Origin of the sequence: Desulfoscipio gibsoniae DSM 7213, assembly GCF_000233715.2 — a bacterium.
Lineage (GTDB): Bacteria > Bacillota > Desulfotomaculia > Desulfotomaculales > Desulfallaceae > Sporotomaculum > Sporotomaculum gibsoniae.
On record NC_021184.1, the window covers coordinates 1,760,001 to 1,785,517 of the forward strand.

The window sequence follows — 25,517 nt, forward strand, 5'->3', positions numbered from 1 at the left end:
AGCCGTCGCTCAACGGATAAAAGCTACCCCGGGGATAACAGGCTTATCTCCCCCAAGAGTCCACATCGACGGGGAGGTTTGGCACCTCGATGTCGGCTCATCGCATCCTGGGGCTGTAGTAGGTCCCAAGGGTTGGGCTGTTCGCCCATTAAAGCGGTACGTGAGCTGGGTTCAGAACGTCGTGAGACAGTTCGGTCCCTATCCGTCGCAGGCGCAGGAAACTTGCGAGGAGCTGTCCCTAGTACGAGAGGACCGGGATGGACGGATCACTGGCGTACCAGTTATCGCGCCAGCGGTAGCGCTGGGTACCCAAATCCGGACGGGATAAGCGCTGAAGGCATCTAAGCGCGAAGCCCCCCTCTAGATAAGGTTTCCCATCCAGCACTCAACCCAGTGTTTGCATTATGCTTAGTGCAAGTCATGCCTCGTATGAGAGTATGATCTTGAAAAGAGTATATTGTGAATGTCGGGTTGAGTGCTGGGGTAAGACCCCTGGTAGACTACCAGGTAGATAGGCCGGGCGTGCAAGCACAGCAATGTGTGCAGCGGACCGGTACTAATAGGTCGAGGGCTTGACCTGATTTTCGGTGGTTAATGATAGCATTTCCTTGCTGATAAAACTTGCTAAGCTGTGCATTTTTGAGGGAATACGAAGTTCCTGAAAAGTTTATAAAGTTTTCTGGTGACCATACTGAAGAGGATACACCCGTTCCCATCCTACCCCTCCGGGGCACACGCGAACACGGAAGTTAAGCTCTTCGAGGCCGATGGTACTTGGGCTTGTCCCTGCTGTGTGCCCCGAAGGGGTAGGAGAGTAGGTCGTTGCCGGAATTAATTTTAAGCAAACCCCCTGGTTATGTGCCGGGGGGGTTTTAATGTTATAAGTATATTAGTGGTGAAAAAGAGTTTTGCGGCATAGTACAGCGAAAATTACTTTTGAGCAAATCTTTCGCTTTTTAAGTGAGAAAGTTGAAAATCTTTTATTTTCAATTTTCAACACTTGGCACTAGCTAAACGGCACCAGCTTATTGGGGCAGCGTCATCATAACTAGCATCCTAATGGAGTAATAGGCAAAAACGGGGTGAGATATTGCTCAGCCAGCTGAGATTTAAAAAGTTTAAAAGCTTTACCAGAGCGGCCATGCCTGTGGAACCGATAACTATTTTAATAGGGGCTAATGCCAGTGGCAAAAGCAATGCCATTGACGGGCTGCAAATTTTGTTGGGGCTGGCTCGGAAATATTTTAAAAACAACAGTTTTTTCGGTAAAGTAAATTAGGTGTTGAGTAATGAAATTTTCCTTGGTAATAAATGGTGCAGCAGTGGTTAGAGGGTTCACGAGCTTTGCTTTAATTTGCTAAACTATTAACGTGGTGAGGGACTGTCCCCTTGGTGGTAGGTTTTGGGAATGGCGAAAGCCAGACCCAGAACCTACCGAGCACTTGAGCGGCAATAGGGATTTCTCCGCTTTCCAGAGCAAGCTTGAGGCCATCCCTGGTTTTCAGCTTGTTTATTGCGGGTGAAACCCTGGGCCGTTATAGAGCAAGTATCTATAGCCAAATAGTAGAACAATGGTTGAAACCTTCTGAAAGGGAACAGGTTGTTCAATTAGAAAAGAGTACGGCGAGACGCTCCTTGGAGATAATAGGCTGGCTGCTTTTAAACGGTTCTAAAAATGACATAGACTACGATCGGGAAGAGTTACACGGGGATTTAGGAAAAATATTCGCCCGGGAATTGGATATTGCCAAACTTGCAGCAGAGAATCTTGCCGAGCAATGCATCCGCTATTGGCAGGAAGCAGGAATGCTGGAATATTTGGCCTTTGGAACGCAGGGAGTGTATACTTTTGTCCATTTAACTCTCGGTGAATATGCTTCTGCTCGATATCTGGCCGCTCTCGATTATGCTGAGATAAATGATTGGTTACAGAGAAACTTCCGGTATCCCCACTGGCGGGAGACAATTTTACTAGCTTTTGGAGCAGGAGCGGTAGAACCAATTGTCAAACAACTATTATGTCAGGAAGATCTGAATGACCTGGTGACAATAGGTCCCACCACCCTGGCAGCGGACGTGCTGGCGGAAGCTGATAGTGCTCCATTATCCTTAACGCGTATGGTTCTGGAAACATTAATCGAACGATTGAAGTCCTCTGTCCCGATCGTTGCTTATGAATCGGCTCATGCGGCAGTAAATATAGTAGCAAATGATTGTTATTATGTTGCGAGTGTGATTCAACCACTATTTACACATGAACAGGAATGGACCCGGCTTGCCGTGCGGCTTTCTTTAGCCTGCGGGGATGAATATGTGGACGTTAATGTTTTAAAACGTGTCCTGTCGTCAAAACCCCCAAAGACTAAAGATGTGAAATCTTGGAACGAGCATGTAGCAAATCCGATCTTATCGGTATTATACCCCGTGTGCCTGTTAATACTGAATGGGAGCGGGGCAATGAAGGCGGCTTGCTGACTGAACATTTGGTTAATGCATTATCCCACCCATCCAGGATAATAGCCATTGCGGCTGCGAAGCTACTAGCATCAAGGCCTGATGGAAAAACGGCCAAGTTGGCTGAAGAGGTTCTTCAATACGGAAATGACCAGGCTATTGATGATGAAGATCCTGAGGTGAGAAACCAGGTGGTAAAATCATTACGGATACTTAACTTTGCTCCTGGGGAAAACGGATAAATATTTATAGAAGAATTAACTGAATGGATTTATTAAGATTAATGTATTGTCCTACTCGTTGACATATTGTCGCATAACACCCATGTTGAGACAGTGGTAAGGATAGAAAAAAGATAGCACGTAAAATCAATGGTTTAAATCTTGTTTCAAACAGATAGTCTTGTGTGTTTTAAGTGCGTGGAAACAGAAATTAATTGAAAAATGGCGAGGAATTTACCAAGATGGTTTTAACTTTTGGCAAAACGATACGTTAAATTATAAATATAAAACGAACAAAAATTTGAAAGGGTAATACAATGCAAAAGAGAAAATTCGAGATAGAGGATATCCCAGCAGTTGAATGGGGAGAGAAAAAAGAGCATGTGTTTATTGCCGTGCATGGAAATATGTCTAATAAAGAAGATACGGTTATTAAATTACTTGCAGAAGTGGCTGTTGAAAAAGATTGTCAGGTATTAAGTTTTGATTTGCCACAGCATGGTGAACGGAAAAAGATAGATATTCCTTGTAAAGTACAATTTTGTGTAAAAGACCTTAAAACTATTATGCTGTATGCAAAACAACATTGGAAAAACATAAGTCTGTTTGCTTGCAGCATAGGGGCATACTTCAGCCTTTTAGCATATAAAGAACAAGCGTTAGAACAGTGTCTCTTCTTATCTCCTGTTGTGGATATGGGACGTATCATTAGCAATATGATGATGTGGTTCAACGTAACTCCAGAGCGTTTGCAAAAAGAACAGGAAATAGAAACTACGATTGGTCAAATTCTTTATTGGGATTATTATTGCTATGTCAATGAACATCCAGTAGATAAATGGAATGTTGCCACGGTAGTTCTTTATGGTGCTAAAGATGATTTGTGCGAATATGAAACAATAAGTAATTTTGCTAAACGGTTCCACTGTCAGTTGGAAATTATGCAACAAGGTGAGCATTTTTTTCATACTAACGAACAGTTAAATGTATTTAAAAATTGGTTAAAAAGGTATATTGTTTAATAAATTTATGTATAGATCATGAGTATTAATCTACCCCACTTACTATCTTAAATGGTTATTTTTGTTAAATGGTACATAGCTGGCAGTTGTGTATGGTTAAATTGTTTAAAAGGTACCTTATCTCGCATGTGGAGTGCGTGGTAAGGATAGAAAGAAGATAGCTGAGAAAAATAGGGAGCGATTTAGTTGGGTAATAAAAAAAGTGAATTAACTGTTACGGAATTAAAGCAGCGACTAAGTAAAATGTCAGTGGACGAGGTTTACAAGCTTCTCATTGAATGTTTTAAGTCTAGTAAAGAAGCCAAAAATTTTATTAGTGTAAAGCTAATTGGTAAAAAGGCAATAAAAAACCTTTGGGAGACCTCTAAAGAAAAAATAGAGAATGAATTCTTCCCTGAACATGGGTTTGGTAAATTGCAATTATCCGTAGCAAAAAAAGCTATTTCGGATTTCAAAAAGGTGTCTAAAAATAATAGACTTACCATTGATTTAATGATTTTTTACATAGAAATGTGTGTTGATTTTTTTGATACCTATGGTGGTGCCAGTGATAGCTTGATAAACAGTATGTGTAGCATGTTTGACTCGGTAATAAAAATGCTCAATAAGGAAGATAAGCCTGATCTATTTTTAGAGTATCGAGTCAGGCTTGAAAACCTTATTAGTAGAGCAGATGATTTTGGATGGGGTATTCAAGACGCATTTGATGAATCATATCAGAATTTGAAGTGGCTAGAAGAATATGAAGAATCTGTTGATGGTAAAAATGCTAAGGAAAATGTAACAGCGGAAGAAAAATGGCTTAGGATTCCCCAGGATAGCAGAGAAAAAATTTTAAAAAATGTATGGTGCGTGGCATGTAAAGGTGCTGTAAATATAGTTAATTATCATGTTAATGAGGATAAGTTTGGGATCGTTTTAGAAGGAAAATGTAAAAATTGTGGCCATGATGTGGCCAGGCTTGTGGAAATGGATTAATGGTACAGGCGATGGGAAAGAAAAGTTTACATACCTACATGGAATTCCAATAATGATTTATAGGAGCTATTTTCATGGATTCAAAAGAAAACCTTGAAAAAATTAAATTCAAAGATGAAACGCAAATCACTAAAGTACAGTGGAAAAATATATTGCTGAATAAAGAAATAACTAACGAACTTGATTTAAAAACTGTTCTCACTGTTTTTAATAGCCCCGAAAACAGATCAACTGCAACCGAAATAGCAACAATACTTGGGGAGAATAACTATCACATTATTTCATCCGGAAATACAAGCTTTTCTAGAAGAATATGTGCTTATCTGAATATAAAACCGCCAAAAAACAATAAAGGTGGCAATAGGTGGTGGACTATTCCGTATTGGGGTAAATCAAAAGGAGATGGAAAGTGGTTTTACATATTACGCCCCGAACTTAAGGAAGCAATTGAAGAATTAATATTTGAAGGTAAGTTGAACCTTAAGGATATTGTTGGTAGCGCACGTGAAACAAAAGACTCCCAGCTTTAATATAGTTGGTGAAAGCTTTGCGGAAGACTTCTGAACATCTTGATATTTTACGTATTAACAACATGCTGAAATTTATTAAGGCATAAGCAAAAAACAGCCGTGTATTGACACTAATTAGAACACAGGGTATACTAATCTTGTATACGTGTATTGACACTATTTTTTAGAAAGGGGTAGAAAAAACTGAATGAAACAATAACTACATTAGCATTTATACAGGAAGTATTAAAATCTTATAAAAAAACCGCTTCTTTGCAGAAGACAGCTGATGAACTGAAAATTTCATATGCAAAGGTTAGAAAAATTCTTATAACATTAGGGGAATATACAACGGATTTTAGCCTGGAGGTTGGAAAAAGAAGAAGTATGGGTAAGAGTATTTTAGAAATTGCTACTGAATTGAATACTTCAACAAACAGAGTTACTGCATTCTTGCCATATGAAAAAAATCTTTATAATGGTCCGGAACTAACAACAGATGCTAAAAAGAGTGAAGTATATAGAAAAAGAATTAAAATTGCCCGTGAAAAGTTTGTAAACAGAGCAATAAATAAAGATGAAAAAAGAAATTTATCAATAGGAAAGGAAAAGTTTATGACAAATGAATGTTATAACAATACAAATGCGTTTAAAACAGTACATCTTCATTTGGAATTAAAAAACGACCATTTAGATGACGCAGAGAAAGAGATTCTGCGCAAATACGGAGAATCATCAACAGGAGACTCAATCAGCAGAAATATTTTAATTCCTTCAGATATGCCCCTTCATAATTTGCACTATGCTATACAGAGATTATTTGGATGGCAGAATTCTCATTTACGCAGATTTGTTCTACCTGAGGAAATCTATAATAGGCTAACAGGTGGAACTGTAAAAGGGTGGGCTGATTTAGTGGGTATACTTTTTCAGCCTCCTGTTGAGTGTGAGCATGATGTTTTTTGGGATGATGACTACCAAAGTGGGAGCATAAAAACATGGCTTAAGAAAAAGTATACAGGACCATACTTCTTCCATGGTATTACGGAAGATTATGAATGGGCTCAAAATGATATTAAACAATTAATTGAGCGTTTTCCAATTCTTGAGGTTAAGGAATCTTTCAGTGACTATATGAATAGGAGCAAGGGGAAGGATAAAGCAGAACCAAGAATTATAAAAAAAGCACCACTTATTGAATTAACTCTGGAAGAAATGAACAATTCCATTACTATGGAGGGTGGAACAGAGAGCTTGCTTGAACGACTTGAAGTAGCAACGGTTCTAGCTTTCAAGGATGAAGATGTTTGTAATGATAATGGTATCTTTCCAGTAACACATAAACTAATCTACAATTATGATTTTGGAGATGATTGGACAATAACCATTACTAAGGAAAAGGATTGCAATGAATTACTTCAAAAGGGCTATATTTCAAAGGATGAACTATTAGATGCAGAAGCGACAGTATTGACAAAACATAAACCTATATGCATTCATAAGGACGGAGTATTTGTTCTTGATGATGTAGGAGGGTTGCATGGCTTTATAAGTTTCCTGAAGGAGATTTATGAAGGTGAAGACAAAGAAGAACGAAGTAATTATAAGGCATGGGCACAAAGCCTTGGATGGAGCAAGAGAAAAATATCAAATAAACTGATTTTGTAGAGGGAATGTAATAAGAAATTTTTATGTGTAGAGTACCGTGCTATCTACTATATCAATGAGGATGGTAAGTTAGTAATTGTTGCCCTTATTGGAACTTGGGAGAACATATATAAGGAATTGGCTAGAAGGCTATGAAATCCCTGTAACGTGGTTTATTTTTTTACCTAAAATCAGAAAGGTAATATGAAAAAAAGCAACCATATTACATCGCAGCCATAAACCTTATGGCGTAAAACTTGCTTGCCTTTTTATTTATGGTTTTGACAGATTTAATAACCCCGTCAATGTGCGATTGCCGATAGTTGTCGGAATATTCATCAAGGAAAAATAAACATCTAACCAGTAAAATTAAGAAGTTAATAAGAATAGTTGTGGATGTTCCTAATTTCGCACAAATTATATACCTCTAAGATTTATACAGACATTACTATCCACGAAAAATATACCGGACAAGACTTTACACTAATAAAAAAATTGATAGCAAATCAGCCGGGAGCGTTGGGGGATGTTGGGTTTTTTAATCTTTGACGCTAATAGTTAATGCCATCTTAATCTTGGCTTTCCAAACAAACCCAGGTTTATCAACCCGCAAAATATGCGGAACTGTTTAAATAAGGAGTGTATTGATTTATAATTAATAAAAAAATAAAAAAAATATCACCATCTATCGATGAATGGCTCAAAGAAGCAAAAGCGGATCCAATGGCTTTACAGGAAGGTATGTTTTTAGTCCATAATGGCGTTGTGCGTCAGACGCCCAAAGCCAAGGTCCGCCAAGGGCTTGATGATGGTTCGTTGGTAAAAGGAATGGAATTTGCTTATGATGCAGTGAAAGTGGATGCGGCGATTGCGGAGACTTATAAAATGGATGGCATCTTCTATGTTAAAGTTTGGCTTAATGAAGGTCGGCTTGAGGTTGGTGATGACATAATGTATGTACTGATAGGCGGCGATATTAGACCACATGTTGTAGATGCCCTGCAATTTCTGGTTGAAAAAATCAAAACCGAATGTGTTACGGAAATAGAGCAAAAATAAAACTCGAAAGTGATCTTCAAGAAGCGGCAAAAATACATAAATGTTCGGTGAGCGATTTAAGGCTTAATATCGATTACCCGGAAGATATCGAGTGGTAATAAATTATTTGATTATGCATCTGTCTTGGCAAGACCATTATAATTGACAAATACAGAATATGGATTGGTATAGGGAACCTGAAAATTATAAAATGGGAGTTACTTTTTATGGTTTCAAAAGAAAAACTTGAAAACATTGAATTTAAAGATGAATCACAAATTTCGAAATTACAGTGGAAAGACATATTGCAAAATAAGGAAATCACAAGTGAGCTTGACTTAAAAACTGTTCTTACTGTTTTTGAAAGTCCACAATATAGGTCAACTGCAACTGAAATAGCGTCAGTACTTGGAGAGTCAAACTATCGTATTATATCATCCGGGAATACCAGCTTTTCTAGAAGAATATGTGCCTATTTGAACTTAAAACCACCGAAAAATAATAAAGGCGGCAATAGGTGGTGGACTATTCCATATTGGGGTAAATCTAAAGGTGATGGAAAGTGGTTTTACATATTACGCCCAGAACTTAAAGAAGCAATTGAAGAATTAATATCTGAAGGTAAGTTGAATCTTAGGGATATTGTTGATCGTATTCCTAAAATCAGAATAATACCTATGAGCAAAACAATAGAATTTAATAACCAATCAATTGAAGTTGTACAGCAGGAGTTTTTTAAAAAAGATTTAAAAAACAGATATGATTGCTTATTTTATCTGAGAACCGGAGGAATTTACTGTCCTAGAAATACATTGCTTCTTTTTCAATATGACAATAGGATTATTGCATGTGCTAAGCTCATTAAAGTAATAAAATATCAAAAACCATATGATGGTGTTTATAATGAAGCCTTATCTCTGGATAGAAGCAGCATTCAGGTTTTTGATCCGATAACGCCAAATGAATTAAAAGTCATTGATCATGATTTTAAAAAAATCAGCCAAGCTAGGCAGTTAATAAATATTAATTGTTTGACCAGTTTATTAAAATTGATAAATGATAAAAAAGATTACCAAATAGCGGAGGAAATACCGGAAGAAAATGTAGATAAATTATTTGAAGGGGCAAAGAGGCAAATTGCTGTTAATGCTTATGAAAGAAATTCTAAAGCGAGAGCCAAATGTATTGAACACTATAGAAAGCTAAACAATGGTAAGATAGTCTGTCAGATCTGTGATTTTGATTTTGGAGCATTCTATGGTAAAGAATTGGAAGGAAAAATTCATGTTCACCATTTAAAACCCTTGTATGAGATAGGTGAGGGCTATGAGGTTAATGCAATTAATGATTTAATTCCTATTTGCCCAAACTGCCATTTGGTAATTCATTCAAAAGAACCAGCTTATACTCCACAGGAAATTAAGAATATGCTAAGAAATAAGAGGTAGTCAATAATTCAAGTATTTATCTACTTGTAGGTTTGCTTTAATGGATGATTAAACATGTCGAAGGGTGAAATTTTTATGAAGCTGTTTGTAGGGGTTACTTACCTCAAACAATCCGCCTAAAGATTCGTAAGCATTGATTCTTCTAAAATAGGCAAGGAAGATATACAGAATATAGCAGGTCGTCCCATGTGCGATTTGCGCATCAAAGTCTCTGGATTGGCAGGTGCCCAGCTTCAAGCATTTGATTCTAGGCAATCACGACCATAAATGGGTTAAGAACTGTAATTTGCAAAAACATTTCGCATCTGTATCTTACTATCTTGAAATAAAGGACGGAGAAAAAAGAATTGCGCTTTGCCATTATCCCATGCTTTCATGGGGCGGAGCAGCACGAGGGGTTTTTCACATCTACGCTCATATACATAACAAAAAAGAGGGATTAGTATTTGAAACATTGAAGCAAATGGATAATGCATTTAATGCGGGTGTCGAAATTAGCAGCTATAGACCAGTTGCTTTGGACGAGTTGATTTTGAATAATAGAAGGTTTATGAACGGTTAAGGGAAAGGGGGTAATTTAATGACCTTTAAGGAATTATTGAAAACCGTTACATTTGATGATGTTTGGACAGAACTGGATAAAGAATATTCTTTGAAGGATGAAGCATTTGAGGCATATCTGAGGGTTTTCAATCAACTGGAGGAATTAACGCCGGAGCCAAATCATGATGGCTTTCGTTTGGCTGTCGTAAAGGTTGAAGACGAGTTTAAACCGGGGAAATTTGTCTATGATGTTTTTGGAATTAAGTCTGAAGATAAAGAGCATTATGCATTAGAAATGTTGCCTTGGAAAGAATGGCTATCCTTAATAGTTGTCGAAAAATGCACTGAAACATATGGTTCAGCGACTGTTGTGGCACATTCATTATATGAACTTACTTTTTTCGGTTATGATGCTGTTGATGTTGAAGCAGGAATTGAAAAGGAATTTGAAATATTAAAAGAACGCCAGGAAGAAATCGAAAATGATACAGCGAAGTATGTTTCCTGGGATGAATTGTGTAAGGAGCTTGGATATGTGGATGACCTTACAGAGGAAGAAAAAGAGCTGGAGCGTAAACAATTTAAACGTATAATGGCTGAAAATAAAAGAGTTTATGAAATGTTATTATCATAAAAACTTATCGCCAAAGGGGTACTAGGCTTGAGATGATGAACTTGATATTCCGGTTTCGCAGGACAAAAAATCAGGTAAAAATATAGTGGAGCAATTCAGGAGCATGCTTGAATGATTTGGCCACAAAGGAGTAGTAAACTATCGATAATAGATAGAGAGGACGAGTATAATGGAATTGGATAAAATTTGTCAGAATTGCAGCAGCTTTTTTCAAGACAGCAAAGATTTGGAAACAGATTTGGGCGTATGCTTGAACGATGATGTATTTGAACCTTTTTTGGATGAAATTATGGAAAATGCTGATTTTTCAAATTGCTATGAGATATACCTGAAAAAGCGGTTTGACGGCGGAAGGGAACCCTGTGACCAATATGAAGAACCAGAATTCATTGAAATTCCGGATGGTCAGGATATTAATGCTTATCTTCACATTGAACATATGAAGCATCAGAATGTTGATGAGATTATCAAATACTTATATGATGCCGATAACAAGATCGTAAATAATGCGATATCAGTTATTTCAAAGTATGTATATATTGGAAATGAAAGTGCTTATAAAGGTCTCATCAAATTTTATATGGGTTTGGGTCCGGCAGAAAGCCTTGAAGACGTTTATAGCAGAATGAAAATTGTAGATATACTTTCTTCAAAGGAATCAGAAAAGAATACGATAGACGCATATGTAAATGAGCTTGCCAGGACTCCATCCAATAATACGACAAGACAACTATATACGGAAATACTAAAACGATTAAGCAGATGTCCTCATGAAATGGTTCAGGAGCCGCTTTTGGAATTGTTTAGTAAAAGGAAATATAGCTATAAAATTAAGAACAGGATTATGGAGGTTGCAAGAGCAAGCGAAACAGATGAATACTGGTATAAATAGGGTTTTAAACGGGGTTGTTTATTTTGACCGGTTACTTCTTCGGATTCCTAGCACAGTGTGTTTGAAAAATTAAACCTAAATGGGTGATTTTTTTAAAAGATACCCTGACGCCAAGGCCCCACCAGCTTCAAGTGTCATCTTTTTTGTATCCTCAAGGCATGTGAGCGCATGGTAAGGATAGAAAGAAGGTAGAGGCAAAAGGAGAAGGGTTACTAACAACCTTACTAATCTAAAGTAACTTAGATCAATAAGAAATATCAATAACCCTATTTCTCTACCTCAAAAAAATAAGAGTTACCAAAAGCTAATGGCCGATACTGATATGGATTTATTAGGTTAAGGAATATTGAAGGGAAGCAAAAGGAAAATTATGCCCAAACAGCAGTAGTAGTCCATGAAGTACCTATTTTTACTTTTTTTGATCCAACGAGTGAAATACCAAGGGTAGAAGAATTTTTTCTTAGGAACTTTCCGTCAATAGCATTAGGACTGAAAACAGGGGGGATATCAAAATTAACAAGGTAGGCTCCTGTAACAGCCTTAATGATATTGATAGTAGTTAATTCAATTCCGGCTAATCCAATAAGGCAATTGCCTTCTTAGTAGCTGAAATATTCATTTTTTAGAGCCCTCTTTCTTTTTTAATCTAGTTTTTTATAATTAGCTAGATTGAAAGAGTTTTTTCCAACGAATTCTATTTTATTTTTTAAGTTAGCACCCCACAGATCCCAGTCCCCTTTACCAAGCAGATTGCATAAGCCCATCAGCCGATTTGAACGAGGAAAGCTAACCCACGGTTCATCATAAGGTAAGATTGGCTGATGGTGGAGAGGATACTGTTGATAACGCAATCGCTGTTTGCTCAAATTGTCATAGGAAACTTCATTTTGGATAATTGTTAATATGTAAACTTGTATATGTAAGCTTTATAGAAGCGAGGTTATAGTTATGAGCATTATTTTGAACTTTGCAAATTGTAAGAAGAATGTAAGCGAAGTAGTTAGAAAATATCAATTATTGTTACATTCCGAAATGATAAGTTCTTTTGCGGATAAAAATGCAATAAATAATACAATAGATGAGTTTATTGGTAACTTAAATTCAAATTTTAATAATTCTTTCATCTCTAGAACCGAATGTATTCGATGTGGGGAGTGCGTAAAAATATGTCCTGCAAAAGCTATAAAAAAGGGATTGAATTTTAGAATCTTAACTTCCTGCCCTGCACGGCAGTCGGACAAAGGCGTAGGTGCATAAAAAACGGCTGCACAATTTCGAAGCCGGCTGATTTCCACATCTTTTTCAAGTTATAAATTGTAAAAATATACTTGGGCTGTCTATGAAAGAATTGCATTTCATAGGCAGTCCTTTATATTAGTATGGGAAATAGATTAAAGCCTATATTAATAAAACCTTAAGGTTTTCATAAGAAAATTATTATGATATAAATTTTTGTTTTGCAGTACTATAATAATGAGTGTTTAATCAGGAAGAAGGGATAGAACTTATGAGTATCAATATTTTGGTTGTAGACGATGAGCAGTCCATAGCGGACCTAATTGAAGTTTATTTAAAAAATGAAGGTTTTACAATATACAAATTTTATAACGGTCAAGATGCGTTCCGGTGTGTTGAGTCGGAACAGTTAGAGCTTGCGATACTTGATGTCATGCTGCCGGATATTGATGGCTTTACTCTCTGCCAGAAAATTAGAGAAAAACATAATTTTCCGGTTATCATGCTGACAGCCAAAGAAGAAGAAATCGATAAGATTACCGGGCTGACATTAGGTGCGGACGACTATATCACCAAGCCGTTCCGTCCATTGGAACTTGTTGCCCGTGTCAAGGCGCAGCTCCGGAGATTTACCAAATATAATTCTGCGGAGCCAAACAAGGAAGAACACTTGATCGCCTTTTCCGGCTTGGTATTGGACATGGATACCCATGAATGTACGTTGAATGAAAAAAAGCTTTCTCTCACTCCTACAGAATTTTCCATTCTTTGGGTCCTTTGCTCCAATCGCGGACGGGTGGTCAGTTCGGAAGAATTGTTCCATGAGGTATGGGGAGACAAGTATTTCACCAACAGCAATAATACAGTAATGGTTCATATCCGACATCTAAGAGAAAAAATGCACGACAGCGCAGAGCACCCTAAATATATCAAAACGGTATGGGGGGTTGGCTATAAAATTGAAAAGTAAAAGTGATAAAAGAAGTAATGATTATACAAAAATAAAAAGAAAAGTATTTTTTCGAATGCTCCTAATTATTTTTGCCACGGCTGCAACTGTTTACTTCCTGCGTTTTTTCATTCAAAAAAACTTTAGTGTTGGAGATACTATTGTCCGCTTTTTAATGAATACGTTTCATTTGCGCGAAAACGCTGCTGTAATAATTTATTGGTTTACATTTTATAATAATATAGAAGTTATTACATTAATTGTAATTCTCGTATTCTTGGTTATTATATTTAAATTTTCAATTGCTTGGTTTACTAAATATTTCGATGAAGTCAGTGCTGGAATGGATAAACTTGCTGAGGAATCCGATGATGAAATTACATTATCACCGGAATTGGATTTTATGGAAAATAAGCTTAATCAAATAAAAAACAATCTGGAAAAACAAAAGAAAGCTGCACTTGATGCCGAGCAGCGCAAAAATGATTTGGTAGTTTACTTGGCTCATGATATAAAGACACCTCTGACCTCCGTTATAGGATACTTAAGTCTTCTGGATGAAGCTCCTGATATGCCTCCTGAACAGAAGGCAAAATATGTCGGTATTACCTTGGAAAAAGCTTATCGATTAGAGCAGCTTATAAATGAGTTTTTTGAGATCACAAGATTTAATCTTCAAACTATTGTTTTGAATAAAGAAAAAATCAATTTACAGTTCATGCTCCAGCAGATGGCCGATGAATTCTATCCAATGCTGACTCCACAGGAAAAGCAGGTGTCCGTCAATGTGCCTGACGGCTTAACACTGTGGGGAGATGCCGACAAACTGGCCCGTGTGTTCAATAACATTCTGAAAAATGCGATAGCCTATAGCTATGAAAACAGCGTCATTGACATTTCTGCTAAACAGCAGGACAAAAATATTGTTATAACTTTTACTAATCAGGGAAATCCAATCCCGCAGGTAAAGCTTGAAACTATTTTTGAAAAATTTTACCGATTAGATTCTGCACGTTCAACAAACACCGGTGGAGCAGGGTTAGGTTTGGCAATCGCCCAAGAAATTGTCACAGCTCACGACGGAACTATCTCTGTGGAAAGCAACCCAGAAAATACGACATTTACAGTAAAGCTTCCGTTATAAGAAAATCTTAAGAAGTTCATAAGATGGAATTCCAACATAGCTCCTTGTTCTGTGGTTGAATAATATCAGCACAGAATAAGGAGCTGTTTTATTATGGTACGAAAAGTAAAAAAGAAAAAGTCAGGAATACGCATATTTGTAACTTTTTTGTTGACAGTTGTCATTGCTGCTTTGGCTTACAAATCTATCATTTCTCCAGGAAACCATCATATATTTGAGAAAGAATATGACGATAAAACCTCGTCATATTCTTCTTTAAAGATAACACCCGATTCTTTTGACGATAGAACAGCGCCGGTTCCTTCGTCAAAGATAGAACCCGATCCCTCTGTTTCTATATCTTCAGACAAGCTGAACAGTCCTAATGCGATTCTGATCCGTTTAAAAGATCATACCATCCTGATGCAAAAAAATAGCGAAGAAAAAATCTATCCTGCTTCTTTGACTAAAATGATGACAGCCATTGTTGCGATAGAAAATTTACCTGATCTGAAGGAAGAAATCAAACTTACCAATTCTACGTTTCAGGGGCTGTACCAAGCAGATGCATCAATGGCAGGTTTCCAACCGGGTGAGCAGGTCAGGGCAATCGATCTGTTATACGGAGTAATGCTGCCGAGCGGCGCGGAGTGCTGTATTGGACTTGCTGATCAGGTTGCGGGATCAGAGCAGAATTTTGTAAAAATAATGAATCAAAAGGCGGCAGGTCTTGGTATGGACAATACCCATTTTGAAAATGCGATCGGACTTCACAATGAAAACCACTACACAACAGTCAAAGATCTGGCTATTCTTCTAAGCTATGCTTTGCAAAATGATACTTTCCGGGAGATTTTTACTTCATCCCGTCATTCCACACCACCTACTAATAAGCACCCTGGCGGAATAACCTTTTACAGTACCATGTTTGAAGAACTCAACAATCAAAACATTATTGATGGGGAAATTTTAGGAGGAAAAACTGGATATACTGATGAAGCCGGTCTATGTCTCGCGAGTCTCGCCAAAGTGGGTAAACAAGAATATATTCTGATTTCAGCTGGTGCAAAAGGAGATCACCATTCGGAACAGTATAATATTACCGATGCATTAGCTGTATACAACAGCATAAGAAAATAATAAGTTCTTCATAAGAATTTATTAAGATTTTGATAAGTTGAAATTCCAACATCGCCTGCCTGATTTCGATAAGATGAAATTGTCGAATCGGACAGGCTTTTATATTGACGAAAGGAGGCGCGGACATGTTGCTTGGTCCATCACGATTAGGGTGGTAAAGATGAGAACTGGAAAATTAAAAACTAATAACGGCTGCCTGGCCTGGCTTTTCCTCGGGCCCAGCTTGCTGGGTTTTTCTCTTTTTTATTTGCTCCCGTTTGTCACCGGCTTTTACTATTCCCTGGTGGACAGTCCCATTAACGGTACTTTTGTTGGATTACATAATTACGGCGCTTTGTTAAAAAACCCGAGCTTTTTATCAGCTCTAGCGAATACAGCCAAGTTTACTTTAATCTGTGTACCTCTTAATATGATTCTCTCCCTGGGAGTGGCCTTGTTATTGAACCAAAAAATCCAGGGCCGGAACCTGTTTCGCACCATCATGATAACTCCTTTGGTGGTACCCGTAGCCTCGGTTGTTTTGGTCTGGCAGGCTTTCTTTGATTTAAACGGCGTTTTAAATTCCCTGATCCATGCCCTGGGTTACCCGCCCGTGGACTGGATGAAAACCAACTGGTCCAGGATGGTGGTCCTGGTGGTTTATCTATGGAAAAACATTGGTTACAGCGTAATCCTGTTTCTGGCCGGATTGCAAAATATACCGGCTGAATACTACGAAGCGGCCAGGATCGACGGGGCCGGCCGCCGGCAGGAGTTTTTCCGAATAACCCTGATTTACCTGACTCCCACAACTTTTTTTGTTTTTGTTATCTCGATTATCAATTCATTTAAAGTGTTTCGGGAGACGTATCTTATCTCCGGAGAATATCCCCATAACAGCATCTATATGCTGCAGCACTACATGAACAATATGTTCACGGCTCTGGATTACCAAAAATTGACTTCCGCGGCCTTCATTATGGCTGCCTTTATCGTGGCCGTCGTTTTACTGCTTTTTATCGTGGAGAGAAAGATCACCAACATGATTAATTAGAATCTCAGGATAAACAAATATCTACACAGATGTCAGGGGACACACCTCTTATTTAGGGTCAAGGCTTTGGGGGCGAGGTATGTCCCCAATTAATACAAGGAAAATTGCGCAGCGCACGGAGGGAACCACCGGAGCGCCAGATACAAGTAACTTAAAAACTTTTTTCATGGGTGGTAACAAACTTAGAACCGGCGATAGGGGGGTGTGTGTTGAATCGTAACCACCGAATAAAAAATATACTCCATATTACAGTTTTACTGGTACTGGCTGTCATATTCATGTTTCCCCTGGTTGTAACCGTCACCAATTCATTTATGAGTGAACAGGAAATCGCCCATAATTATGACCCGGTGACGGACAAAAATTTAAGCAGCTATAACGATGACACCGCGAGTCACTTCGCCCGGTTCCGGCTTATACCTGACGTGGTGGTGCTGAAGCAGTATTATAACGTGCTCATAAAAAAGACCCAGTTTCTTTTCATGTTCTGGAATTCCGTGCTGATTACCTTCCCTATCGTCATTGGGCAAACAATTGTTGCAACCCTGGCTGCCTATGCCTTTGCCAAGCTGAAATTTAGAGGCAGGAATTTCTTGTTTTTTTTGTATATCACAGTGATGCTGATGCCATTCCAGGTAACTCTTGTGCCCAATTATTTAATGGCCGGCCAGCTGGGCCTGCTTAATAGCTACTGGTCCATTATCTTTCCCGGCATCTTCAGCACCTTTGGCGTATTTCTTTTAAAACAGTATATGGAGCAAATACCGGACTCCTATATTGAAGCGGCCCGGGTGGACGGAGCCAACCAGCTCCAGATTTTCCTCAAAATCATCGTGCCCATGTCCAGGGCCGGCATAGCAGCCATGGCCATACTTGTTTTTATCGATAACTGGAACATGGTCGAACAGCCGTTGATTTTTTTACAGGATGCGGCCAAACAGCCTCTTTCACTCTATCTTTCCAGAATCATCGACGGTGAAAAAGGATTGGCCTTTGCCGCGTCCACTTTATATATGATGCCGGTGCTGCTGAACTTCCTTTACGCCGAAAAATACTTGCTGGAAGGGATCCGGCTTTCTGGAATTAAAGGCTGAGCAACTAGTGCCTTGTTATATAAATTCTTGCACACTTACTCTACAAGGGCTATTGTGTCGCTGCACTAGTCCAGGAAGGGAGACAGAAAATTGGGGAATGAAGCAATTGCAGGTGATGCGCAAAGAAAAAAGTTGACCGGAAAGTTGAGCCTGCTGTTCCTAATGGCGATGATCGGGTTAACTTTCTTCTCCAATACCATCAATAACTTTACTCTGCCCAGGGTCCAAACGGCCCGGCTGACGAACGGAGCGTTAATCAAAGAAATATTCGGTGAAGGGACGGTCGAGGTCAAATCAACCCGGGAGGAATACGCAGATGCCAATTTGCGAGTAAAGGAGGTCATGGTAGAGCAGGGGGACAGGGTTAGCAAAGGCCAGCCCATCATCATCCTGGACGTGAACGAACTGAAGTCGAATTATCAGGATGAACAGGCCCGCTACCGGCAGCTGCAGCTATCCCTGGCTGGGGCCCGGGAAGAGCAGGCGCAAAAACAAAGGGATTACGATAACCTGAAGTACCTGTTTGATAATGAAGCCGAAACGGCGGTAAACCTGCAAAATGCCGAAAAGAACCTGGCGGACGCGAAAAGAAACTGTGAGGACATTCAGCTTAATCTGGAAATACAGGCCAGAAAGGTGGATACCCTGGCCAAACAGGTGGCAAAGAACGGCGTGTATACAGCGCCCGTGGACGGCATGATCACAGAACTGAATTTCGCCGAAGGGGCTATGACCAATAACTCTCTGCCCCTGTTTAAATTGGCTGATCTAGGGCAGGGGTTCCGGCTGATAGTGTCAATTGACAATGATTTGGTTGATTACGCCAAACCCGGAGATACGGTGAGTGTTAATATTCTCTCCCTGGGGGATCAAAAAACCGAGGGGAAAATTGACAAGATAGTTGAGAACAGCCAGCACAACGGGGATGAGAAGGATTTGTGGATCGACGTGTCTCTGGAAGGCCTTACAGGCGGCGAAAAGGGAGAAATTTATTTAAGCAAAAAAACAAAGCCTTACGCCACTCTCGTACCTGACAGCGCGGTTTATGACGACAGCGGCGGCTCCTATGTCTTCGTTCTGGAATCAAGAAAAGGACCTTTGGGTACGGAGAACTATTTGCAAAAGGTGGAAGTCAATGTGGAAGACAGCGATAATGAAAAGTCCGCTCTCACAGATATGGTGATGGGCGAAGTGGTGATGCAAAGCAATAAGCCGGTGGAGGACGGGGATAGAGTTCTGAAGGAGGCGGCAAATTGAAACCGGCCCAATCAGCCTATCCGGCTTATCTTATGCTGGCCCTGGGCCTATTGGTTTTAATCTGGAGCACCGTTCTGGGGTCATCCTTGCCCGCTAAATTGGCGGATCTTGGCGGCCTGCATAAAACCAACAAAATCACCGCTACCTGGCTGAGCAACTCCAATCAGCCGGAAGAAGGCTCTTTTTCTCTGCAAGATATGAGGCAGCTTACCCAATACAACCTCCGGGACTATGATCTGGCTTACGCCATGGAGGCTTTAACTTCCGCCGCCTATCAAAAAAACCAGAGTTCAGCCCAAGTGTTAGGGGTGAATGACAGGTACGATCAATTTCATCAAATAGACCTGCGATCAGGCTGTTTTTTAACTTTCGAACAGGAAAACCAGCAGGTTGCCGTAATTGATGAAGATCTGGCTCAGGCTCTTTTTCAGAACTGCAATGTGGTGGGCCGGAAAATAGAACTGTATGGCCGGGAATTTAGAATAACCGGGGTGGCCGGGGCTGACCATTCCCTGATCGGGACTCTGACGGACAGGGGATACGGCACAGTGTACATACCGGTGAAAATACTGTTGGAACTGGAGGAAGATTGCAAAATAACCTCATTGGAAGTGGCAACAAAGGATGCCGGCACCACGGGCCGCAATACCGCCGTTTTAGAAACGGCCCTGGCTTCCATCGGTCAGGACCCCGCCGATTACAAAATCATCGATTATAACGTGGCGGATCTCCTGATGGAACAAGAGAACCTGCTGCGTAATTTCGTGGCGGGGATGGTGGCCATGGTGATGCTTTTCGGCTTGCTCAGGCGAAAAATAAGGGGTATTTATCATTTCTGCCGCCTGAGGCTCCGGGATAAATATTGGTCGGAGATAATCAAGGGGGACGCCGCCAGGCTTGTGCCTGGTATGGCAGAGATATTAGCGCTTGTTGCGGTGATGCTTTTGTTATGGAAATTAATCAGCTTTACCTTATATATTCCGCCGGAAAACATACCCGATGAACTTATTGATATTTCATTTTGGGCCGACCTCATTAAAAACGGGATTCAAACCGGGCTGCAAAGCGCCGGATATGTGGCGCCGCCAGGAGAAGTTCAGTTGAATATTCTTAATACTATCCAGAACTGGAACTTGTTCTTAAACATCTTTGTTGGTTGGCCGCTGTTCTTGCTGGGACTTTACCAGATCAATCTGTTGCAGGAAAGACTACTCAAGGTTGAAGTGTTTTGCAGCGTTTTCATGCTGGCCGCGTTAAGTTTGGGCGCCGCCTTGCTGTTGATAATAAAAATGACTCCTGTCATGGAGACCAGGGAGGTGTTGCTGGTATTCAGTTCTATATTTTTAAGCGTGGTTATAAAGGTCAGGGGACACACCTGCTGAAGTCCTGGTATTTCTTTGGGGACAGGAATGTCCCCAATTAATAGGAATGTCCCCAACTAATAGGAGGGTAGCGGATGGCGAGTTTATATCTGAAAAATCTATCTAAGACCTACCCCGGCAGGGTTACGGCAGTCAGGGATTTCTCTCTGGAAATAAAGGATCAAGAATTCTTAATCCTGGTAGGTCCCTCCGGCTGTGGCAAAACAACCGTTTTAAGGATGATTGCCGGGCTGGAGGAAATTTCATCCGGTGAATTATATATTGATGACCGGCTGGTTAATGACGTGGCTGCCAAGGATCGGGATATCGCCATGGTTTTTCAAAATTATGCTCTTTATCCCCATCTATCGGTCTATGACAATATGGCTTTTGGACTTAAGTTGAGAAAGATAGCCAAAGCTGAAATCAGGAAAAATGTGCAGGAAGCGGCCAGGATTCTGGCCCTTGAAGATCTTCTGAAACGCAAACCCAAGGAACTTTCCGGTGGGCAAAGGCAAAGGGTGGCCCTGGGACGGGCTATTGTCAGAAAGCCCAAGGTTTTCCTGATGGATGAGCCTCTGTCCAACCTGGATGCGCAGTTGAGAACCCAGATGAGAATAGAAATTGCCAAGCTCCATAAAAATCTGCAGACAACTTTTGTTTATGTAACCCATGATCAAACCGAAGCCATGACTATGGGTACCAGAATCGTGGTGATGAAGGATGGCCTGATCCAGCAAATTGACAGCCCGCAATCCATCTATGACCACCCGGTCAATATGTTTGTGGCCGGTTTTCTCGGCAGCCCCGGGATGAACTTTCTGGAAGCTTTAATTATCGAGCAAAACGGCTGTATTTTTGCCAAACTGGCCGACGCCCTACTGCCTGTTCCCACTGCCGGGGGACAAAAGTTAAAAGAGCAGGGGTATCTGGACCAGGAAGTGGTCCTGGGGATAAGAGCGGAGCATCTCTGCGGAAGCGGAGATTTTTTGGACCGCCATCCCGAGTGTGCTTTGCGCGGGAGGCTGGAGTTTACCGAATTGAGAGGGGCTGAAACTTACCATTATGTAAGGATAGCTGGCAGAGAGGTGGTTGTCAGGGTGAATCCGGAGTTGCGCGCCGAAACCGGACAGGAAGTCAGGGTGGGTTTTAATATGTCCAAGGCCCATTTTTTCGATCAAGAAAGTGAGGTGAACGTCAGTATTCAGTAGACAGTAGTCAGTAGTCAATCCGGAAGTCAGAATTCAGGAGTCATTAGACAGTAGTCAAGTTAGAATATCTTTTTGGGTTCAAATCCCTACTGAATTCTGGCTCCTGAATTCTGAATACTTAAAGAAAAGGGGTGTTTTGATGATAAAAAACAAATGCGGAGTTGTCCTAATTCTGGTTCTGGTCCTCTCCATGGGGGTATTTACCGCCGGCTGCGGCAATACTCAGGTTACCAGGGAAGATAATAATCCTAATTCCCTGACCATTGCGGTTGTGCACAAAGATATGTACCTGGATACGGCAGTAAAAAAGTTTGAGGAACTTCATCCCGGCGTTAGTGTGGAAGTGAAAGAATACACCTCCAATCCTTCGGAAATAGGTGAAGGTGTCAGGGCGGTAGATCCCGGCGATATTGAAAAATATGTCACGGCTATGAATACCCAGCTCATGTCCGGGCAGGGCAGCGATATAATTTTATTAAACAATCTGCCCTATCAGACCTATGCGGATAAGAATCTTTTAGTTGACTTGGGCGGGCTGATGCAGTCGGATCAAAGCTTCGACAGTGGAAAATACTACCAAAATATTTTCAAGGCTTTAGAATATAAAGATAAACTATATGGGCTGCCGGTTAATATCGGTATCGATATGATTGCCGCCGATAGAACCTTACTGGATAATTCCCAGGTGCAAATCGACGATAGCAACTGGGATTGGAACGATTTTGTCGAGACGGCGGAAAAGGTTATTAACGACAACCAAAACGGGGGAACCCAGGAGATGTATGCCTTGGCCGGGATGGATGAAAAAAGACTGATTACGACTCTGGTTAAAGAAAACTATGACAACCTGGTCGATCCGGAGAAGAAAACAGCCAATTTTACCGGCCAAGAATTTCTTGATTTACTGAACCTGAGTAAATATCTGATTGACCACAAACTGGTTAATACGGATACAGCCCAGACCAACATTACGGACCTGGCCTCCCGGGGTAAACTTGTTTTTAATTTCACTTCTCTTAGAGGGTTTTTTGACCTGCAAGCGGCCAAGGCGATTTTCAGCGAGGGTGTTCAGCTTTTAAAGCCCCCCGGAAACGTGTTCTTTTCCACGGACTCCATGTATGGGATCAGCAGTAAATCATCCAATCAAGAACTGGCCTGGGAATTTTTAAAATTTTTGGTTTCTGATGATATGATGACCCAGGGAGGAATGCCGATTAATAAGAGTGTGCTTCCCCAGATTGCCCAGAATTTCACCCAGGCTATACAAAAAAGGGGTGGGAGAATGATTATAAAGGACGACGGCATTCCAGGTCAATCTATAACACTGCAACCCCCCACGCAGGAGGATGTCGATTATATGGAAAACCTGCTGAGTCAAGCGAACGTCTACATCGGAACGGACCAGAAGATTATTTCGATTGTTCAGGAGGAAACCGCGGCCTTCTTTACAGGACAGAAGACAGCGGAAACGACTGCCCAATTGATTCAGGACAGGGTGAGCACATACTTAAATGAATAATAGCAAAAGTTTTTAAGAGACCTTGAAAAACCAATGTGATAGAAGAGCACCGAATGGTTCGGTGCTCTTAATTATAATGCAATAAAGCAATTTATGGAACTAATTCTATAGCTCAAATAGCTCGCGCAGGTAATCCCTGCGGCCGTGTAAGATTCGAATTCATAAAGCTATTACTCCTCTTTAAAATTATATCACATACTTTAAAGGACTTTTAAATTATTCTAACATATGCTCTCGTATACACTCAGCTGGGTTCACACTAAGTCCTCCATTCACTACGACCGGGGATATACAAACACCCTTAGAAGTATCTTTTGCGAAAGTCCGTAATATACATTAATGGTTGTTAAAACCTTCAAAAGTTAATTAGAAAAGTACAAGAACAAGGATCTTCAAGATTTGGAAAATGGTGCATGGGCAAAGGTAGTGGTGGATAAACAAGGGGTCGGTCCGTGCTGGCATGATCACGGAATTTAGGACTGCCGGACCTTAGCTTTACCGGTTATAGCATGAAAGCCAGAGATATAATTAATCTCTGGCTTTTATAGGTTCTTAATTTTATAGGTTCTTATTAGATTGTTAATAGGTTAATGGTAATAACTTGAGTTGTTTTGTCCCAGTTAACCTCGGTTCCTAACGATTCACTGATAAAGCGCAGTGGTACCATTGCGCGTCCATTTATGAGCTGGGCAGGTACACCCATGGTAACTTCTTTATTATTGACGTACGCTTTTGTTTGATCAATGGTTAGCTTAACGGTGTTGAGATGCCCCTGGTTGGTAAACTCGGCGTTTTCTTGGTTTTGATCAATGGTTGGCTCAAGGGTACTGTTCTCTCTGGCTGCGGTAATGGTTTTTGTGGATTCATCCCATTGAGCCTCTACGTTCAGAGCCTCAATAAAGGCCCGCAACGGAACTATAGTGCACCCATCTATTACCGTTGGCGGCACATCAGAAATGAGTGGTTCATAGTTTACATATACCGTGATGCCGCTGCCGATGGGGGGCGTGGGGCGTGGTGTGACAGTCGTTGAGCTGTCGCCGCCGTTGTAAACCTGATCAATTACACTTGGCTGGCCATCCTGTCCGTAGGTACTGTCGGTGACCGAAGATTGTTCCCCGTAAGCACTCAGAGTTAGCGCGAAAATCAGTGCAACTGAAACAAATAAACCAGCTGTTAATTTAAGTCGCATATTAGCACCTCCTTTCTCAATAATTAACTTCTATGTAATTAATTGATTTCCTGCTGCTGGTACAAAGTGCCAGTCACCCAACTTATTATATGAAGTTGGCAGCGGATTACATGGAAGCGCGTTGCTGTGCTTTGAGATTCCCGAGCTGCGCTCACAATGACAGAGGTGAGAATAGTGTGGATAGCCGGGCATTTTAAATTATATTAAAATATACGATATGGGAACAGTGTTTTTGAGGGACATATAGTTAATTCGTCGAAATTATGGATATATCAAAATTATGTATATTAATAAGCCAAATTTCTATTTTTGGAGGTCGATTTGGTGCGCGCGAAAAAGAAATTGCTTTGGACCGGTTTGCTGCTGCTGGCGATCTGCGTAGTGGGCTATGCGGGCCTGGCTTCAGCCGGGGAAGACGGTGCTTCCGGTTCATTGAATGATCCTTTAGTTACAAAAAGCTTTGTTGTAAAATATGTGCAAGAATGTTTGGCTCAATTCGATCAGGCCGGTGGGGGAGGATCTATTGAATGGAGCACCTCTACTCTGGCGCCTGGCCAGGAGTTTATCGGTAAATCGGGCACCGAGTTTATTGTGCGCAGCGGTGAGGCCGTGGTGGTGGACCCGTCCGGCAGTGGCATTGTGGATATAACCGCCGGTAAGAATGTGACCGCCGGTCTGACGGCGGAAAAGAACCACCTGTTTACCCATTCCCAAGGAAGATGGCCGCGGGGTAACGGCCATTAAACAAACAACAATCATGTACAGAGGCAATTAACATTTAGGTATGTTTATAAAAATGCGTAAACCAAGTTAAATAGGAATTTGCTTTTTCCATCTCATTAATAGCATAGTATATTATTGCCCGTCAAACATAAAATTGTAGCCGGTTCATGCATATCTACCGGATAATAACCTGACTGATTCACTAAAAAGAATGGCAGGCATACTCTAATGCCAAATTATGCTCACACTCAAACAGGCCATAACAGGATTCCATATAACAACACATGAACAAT

General features: G+C 40.5%; 25 protein-coding genes, 2 rRNA genes and 1 pseudogene (1 of these 28 only partly in view). 27 read left to right on the forward strand and 1 reads right to left on the reverse strand.

What is annotated here, in order from left to right; all coding sequences use genetic code 11:
* The 26 genes and pseudogenes from DESGI_RS08170 to DESGI_RS08285 all read left to right on the forward strand — a co-directional run.
* Positions 1-580, forward strand: a 23S ribosomal RNA gene (locus DESGI_RS08170) (it extends 2,714 nt beyond the left edge of the window).
* A gap of 98 nt (positions 581-678) precedes the next feature.
* Positions 679-831: ribosomal RNA gene (gene rrf, locus DESGI_RS08175) — 5S ribosomal RNA — on the forward strand.
* 259 nt (positions 832-1,090) lie between these two features.
* Positions 1,091-1,279: an AAA family ATPase gene (locus DESGI_RS08180; RefSeq protein WP_041284824.1), complete on the forward strand. Its 189-nt coding sequence runs from the start codon at positions 1,091-1,093 to the stop codon at positions 1,277-1,279.
* Positions 1,280-1,575: 296 nt separating this feature from the next.
* The gene (locus tag DESGI_RS08185) at positions 1,576-2,475 is read left to right on the forward strand and encodes a hypothetical protein (RefSeq protein WP_157872753.1); all 900 of its coding nucleotides are present in this window, start codon (positions 1,576-1,578) and stop codon (positions 2,473-2,475) included.
* A complete protein-coding gene (locus DESGI_RS08190) occupies positions 2,469-2,696 on the forward strand; it encodes a hypothetical protein (RefSeq protein ID WP_041284826.1) in 228 nt (75 codons plus the stop codon). Before DESGI_RS08185 ends, DESGI_RS08190 begins: the two co-directional genes overlap by 7 nt.
* Before the next feature lie 296 nt (positions 2,697-2,992).
* On the forward strand, positions 2,993-3,697 hold the full coding sequence (locus DESGI_RS08195) for an alpha/beta hydrolase (protein WP_006524476.1): 705 nt from the start codon (positions 2,993-2,995) through the stop codon (positions 3,695-3,697).
* Between the two features lie 186 nt (positions 3,698-3,883).
* Complete coding sequence (locus DESGI_RS23005) at positions 3,884-4,675, forward strand: DUF6155 family protein (RefSeq protein WP_006524475.1); 792 nt, start codon at positions 3,884-3,886, stop codon at positions 4,673-4,675.
* A gap of 74 nt (positions 4,676-4,749) precedes the next feature.
* The gene (locus DESGI_RS08205) at positions 4,750-5,205 is read left to right on the forward strand and encodes a hypothetical protein (RefSeq protein WP_006524474.1); all 456 of its coding nucleotides are present in this window, start codon (positions 4,750-4,752) and stop codon (positions 5,203-5,205) included.
* Positions 5,206-5,457: 252 nt separating this feature from the next.
* On the forward strand, positions 5,458-6,852 hold the full coding sequence (locus DESGI_RS08210; protein ID WP_015617946.1) for an IS1096 element passenger TnpR family protein: 1,395 nt from the start codon (positions 5,458-5,460) through the stop codon (positions 6,850-6,852).
* 630 nt (positions 6,853-7,482) lie between these two features.
* Positions 7,483-7,890: a molybdenum cofactor biosynthesis protein MoaE gene (locus DESGI_RS08215; RefSeq protein WP_015617947.1), complete on the forward strand. Its 408-nt coding sequence runs from the start codon at positions 7,483-7,485 to the stop codon at positions 7,888-7,890.
* Positions 7,863-7,988 carry a DUF6904 family protein gene (locus tag DESGI_RS26625; protein ID WP_435050894.1) on the forward strand — a complete coding sequence of 42 codons (126 nt, stop codon included), beginning with the start codon at positions 7,863-7,865 and terminating at the stop codon, positions 7,986-7,988. The genes DESGI_RS08215 and DESGI_RS26625 overlap by 28 nt, the downstream gene beginning before the upstream one ends.
* A gap of 108 nt (positions 7,989-8,096) precedes the next feature.
* On the forward strand, positions 8,097-9,317 hold the full coding sequence (locus DESGI_RS23010; protein ID WP_006524469.1) for an HNH endonuclease: 1,221 nt from the start codon (positions 8,097-8,099) through the stop codon (positions 9,315-9,317).
* A 241-nt stretch (positions 9,318-9,558) separates the two neighbouring features.
* Complete coding sequence (locus DESGI_RS08225; protein ID WP_052543930.1) at positions 9,559-9,879, forward strand: metallophosphoesterase family protein; 321 nt, start codon at positions 9,559-9,561, stop codon at positions 9,877-9,879.
* A gap of 18 nt (positions 9,880-9,897) precedes the next feature.
* The gene (locus DESGI_RS08230) at positions 9,898-10,494 is read left to right on the forward strand and encodes a DUF6557 family protein (RefSeq protein ID WP_006524467.1); all 597 of its coding nucleotides are present in this window, start codon (positions 9,898-9,900) and stop codon (positions 10,492-10,494) included.
* A 169-nt stretch (positions 10,495-10,663) separates the two neighbouring features.
* Positions 10,664-11,386 (forward strand): hypothetical protein, encoded by a 723-nt coding sequence (locus tag DESGI_RS08235; RefSeq protein WP_006524466.1) that lies wholly within the window; start codon positions 10,664-10,666, stop codon positions 11,384-11,386.
* 805 nt (positions 11,387-12,191) lie between these two features.
* Positions 12,192-12,281: pseudogene (locus DESGI_RS26420) on the forward strand (HNH endonuclease); the annotation flags it as partial.
* Positions 12,282-12,334: 53 nt separating this feature from the next.
* Positions 12,335-12,643, forward strand: a complete 309-nt coding sequence (locus tag DESGI_RS08240) for a 4Fe-4S binding protein (RefSeq protein ID WP_006524465.1) — start codon at positions 12,335-12,337, stop codon at positions 12,641-12,643.
* Positions 12,644-12,893: 250 nt separating this feature from the next.
* On the forward strand, positions 12,894-13,592 hold the full coding sequence (gene vanR, locus DESGI_RS08245; RefSeq protein ID WP_006524464.1) for a VanR-ABDEGLN family response regulator transcription factor: 699 nt from the start codon (positions 12,894-12,896) through the stop codon (positions 13,590-13,592).
* Entirely contained in the window at positions 13,570-14,715 is a 1,146-nt protein-coding gene (gene vanS, locus DESGI_RS08250; RefSeq protein WP_435050895.1) for a vancomycin resistance histidine kinase VanS, read from the forward strand. The genes vanR and vanS overlap by 23 nt, the downstream gene beginning before the upstream one ends.
* A gap of 93 nt (positions 14,716-14,808) precedes the next feature.
* A complete protein-coding gene (locus DESGI_RS08255) occupies positions 14,809-15,834 on the forward strand; it encodes a D-alanyl-D-alanine carboxypeptidase family protein (protein ID WP_006524462.1) in 1,026 nt (341 codons plus the stop codon).
* Positions 15,835-15,994: 160 nt separating this feature from the next.
* Positions 15,995-16,867, forward strand: a complete 873-nt coding sequence (locus tag DESGI_RS08260; protein ID WP_006524461.1) for a carbohydrate ABC transporter permease — start codon at positions 15,995-15,997, stop codon at positions 16,865-16,867.
* Between the two features lie 209 nt (positions 16,868-17,076).
* Positions 17,077-17,961, forward strand: a complete 885-nt coding sequence (locus DESGI_RS08265; RefSeq protein ID WP_006524460.1) for a carbohydrate ABC transporter permease — start codon at positions 17,077-17,079, stop codon at positions 17,959-17,961.
* 90 nt (positions 17,962-18,051) lie between these two features.
* On the forward strand, positions 18,052-19,218 hold the full coding sequence (locus DESGI_RS08270) for an efflux RND transporter periplasmic adaptor subunit (protein ID WP_006524459.1): 1,167 nt from the start codon (positions 18,052-18,054) through the stop codon (positions 19,216-19,218).
* The gene (locus DESGI_RS08275) at positions 19,215-20,600 is read left to right on the forward strand and encodes an ABC transporter permease (RefSeq protein ID WP_006524458.1); all 1,386 of its coding nucleotides are present in this window, start codon (positions 19,215-19,217) and stop codon (positions 20,598-20,600) included. Before DESGI_RS08270 ends, DESGI_RS08275 begins: the two co-directional genes overlap by 4 nt.
* Positions 20,601-20,674: 74 nt before the next feature.
* Entirely contained in the window at positions 20,675-21,790 is a 1,116-nt protein-coding gene (locus tag DESGI_RS08280; RefSeq protein ID WP_006524457.1) for an ABC transporter ATP-binding protein, read from the forward strand.
* Positions 21,791-21,929: 139 nt separating this feature from the next.
* Positions 21,930-23,309 carry an ABC transporter substrate-binding protein gene (locus tag DESGI_RS08285; RefSeq protein ID WP_006524456.1) on the forward strand — a complete coding sequence of 460 codons (1,380 nt, stop codon included), beginning with the start codon at positions 21,930-21,932 and terminating at the stop codon, positions 23,307-23,309.
* Positions 23,310-23,880: 571 nt separating this feature from the next.
* Here DESGI_RS08285 and DESGI_RS08290 read toward each other — a convergent pair.
* Positions 23,881-24,501, reverse strand: coding sequence for a copper amine oxidase N-terminal domain-containing protein (locus tag DESGI_RS08290; RefSeq protein ID WP_006524455.1), 621 nt, complete (start codon positions 24,499-24,501; stop codon positions 23,881-23,883).
* 324 nt (positions 24,502-24,825) lie between these two features.
* On the opposite strand from DESGI_RS08290, the gene DESGI_RS08295 reads away from it, so the two are divergent.
* Positions 24,826-25,245: a hypothetical protein gene (locus tag DESGI_RS08295; RefSeq protein ID WP_052543931.1), complete on the forward strand. Its 420-nt coding sequence runs from the start codon at positions 24,826-24,828 to the stop codon at positions 25,243-25,245.
* The last annotated feature ends 272 nt before the right edge of the window (positions 25,246-25,517 follow it).

Bases quoted from the DNA above. Each gene is read 5' to 3' on its own strand.
- DESGI_RS08195 (WP_006524476.1), top strand. From the start codon at position 2,993: ATGCAAAAGAGAAAATTCGAGATAGAGGATATCCCAGCAGTTGAATGG.
- DESGI_RS08205 (WP_006524474.1), top strand. From the start codon at position 4,750: ATGGATTCAAAAGAAAACCTTGAAAAAATTAAATTCAAAGATGAAACG.
- DESGI_RS26625 (WP_435050894.1), top strand. From the start codon at position 7,863: ATGTGTTACGGAAATAGAGCAAAAATAAAACTCGAAAGTGATCTTCAA.
- DESGI_RS23010 (WP_006524469.1), top strand. From the start codon at position 8,097: ATGGTTTCAAAAGAAAAACTTGAAAACATTGAATTTAAAGATGAATCA.
- DESGI_RS08230 (WP_006524467.1), top strand. From the start codon at position 9,898: ATGACCTTTAAGGAATTATTGAAAACCGTTACATTTGATGATGTTTGG.
- DESGI_RS08235 (WP_006524466.1), top strand. From the start codon at position 10,664: ATGGAATTGGATAAAATTTGTCAGAATTGCAGCAGCTTTTTTCAAGAC.
- DESGI_RS08240 (WP_006524465.1), top strand. From the start codon at position 12,335: ATGAGCATTATTTTGAACTTTGCAAATTGTAAGAAGAATGTAAGCGAA.
- vanR (WP_006524464.1), top strand. From the start codon at position 12,894: ATGAGTATCAATATTTTGGTTGTAGACGATGAGCAGTCCATAGCGGAC.
- DESGI_RS08255 (WP_006524462.1), top strand. From the start codon at position 14,809: ATGGTACGAAAAGTAAAAAAGAAAAAGTCAGGAATACGCATATTTGTA.
- DESGI_RS08260 (WP_006524461.1), top strand. From the start codon at position 15,995: ATGAGAACTGGAAAATTAAAAACTAATAACGGCTGCCTGGCCTGGCTT.
- DESGI_RS08280 (WP_006524457.1), top strand. From the start codon at position 20,675: ATGGCGAGTTTATATCTGAAAAATCTATCTAAGACCTACCCCGGCAGG.
- DESGI_RS08285 (WP_006524456.1), top strand. From the start codon at position 21,930: ATGATAAAAAACAAATGCGGAGTTGTCCTAATTCTGGTTCTGGTCCTC.
- DESGI_RS08290 (WP_006524455.1), bottom strand. From the start codon at position 24,501: ATGCGACTTAAATTAACAGCTGGTTTATTTGTTTCAGTTGCACTGATT.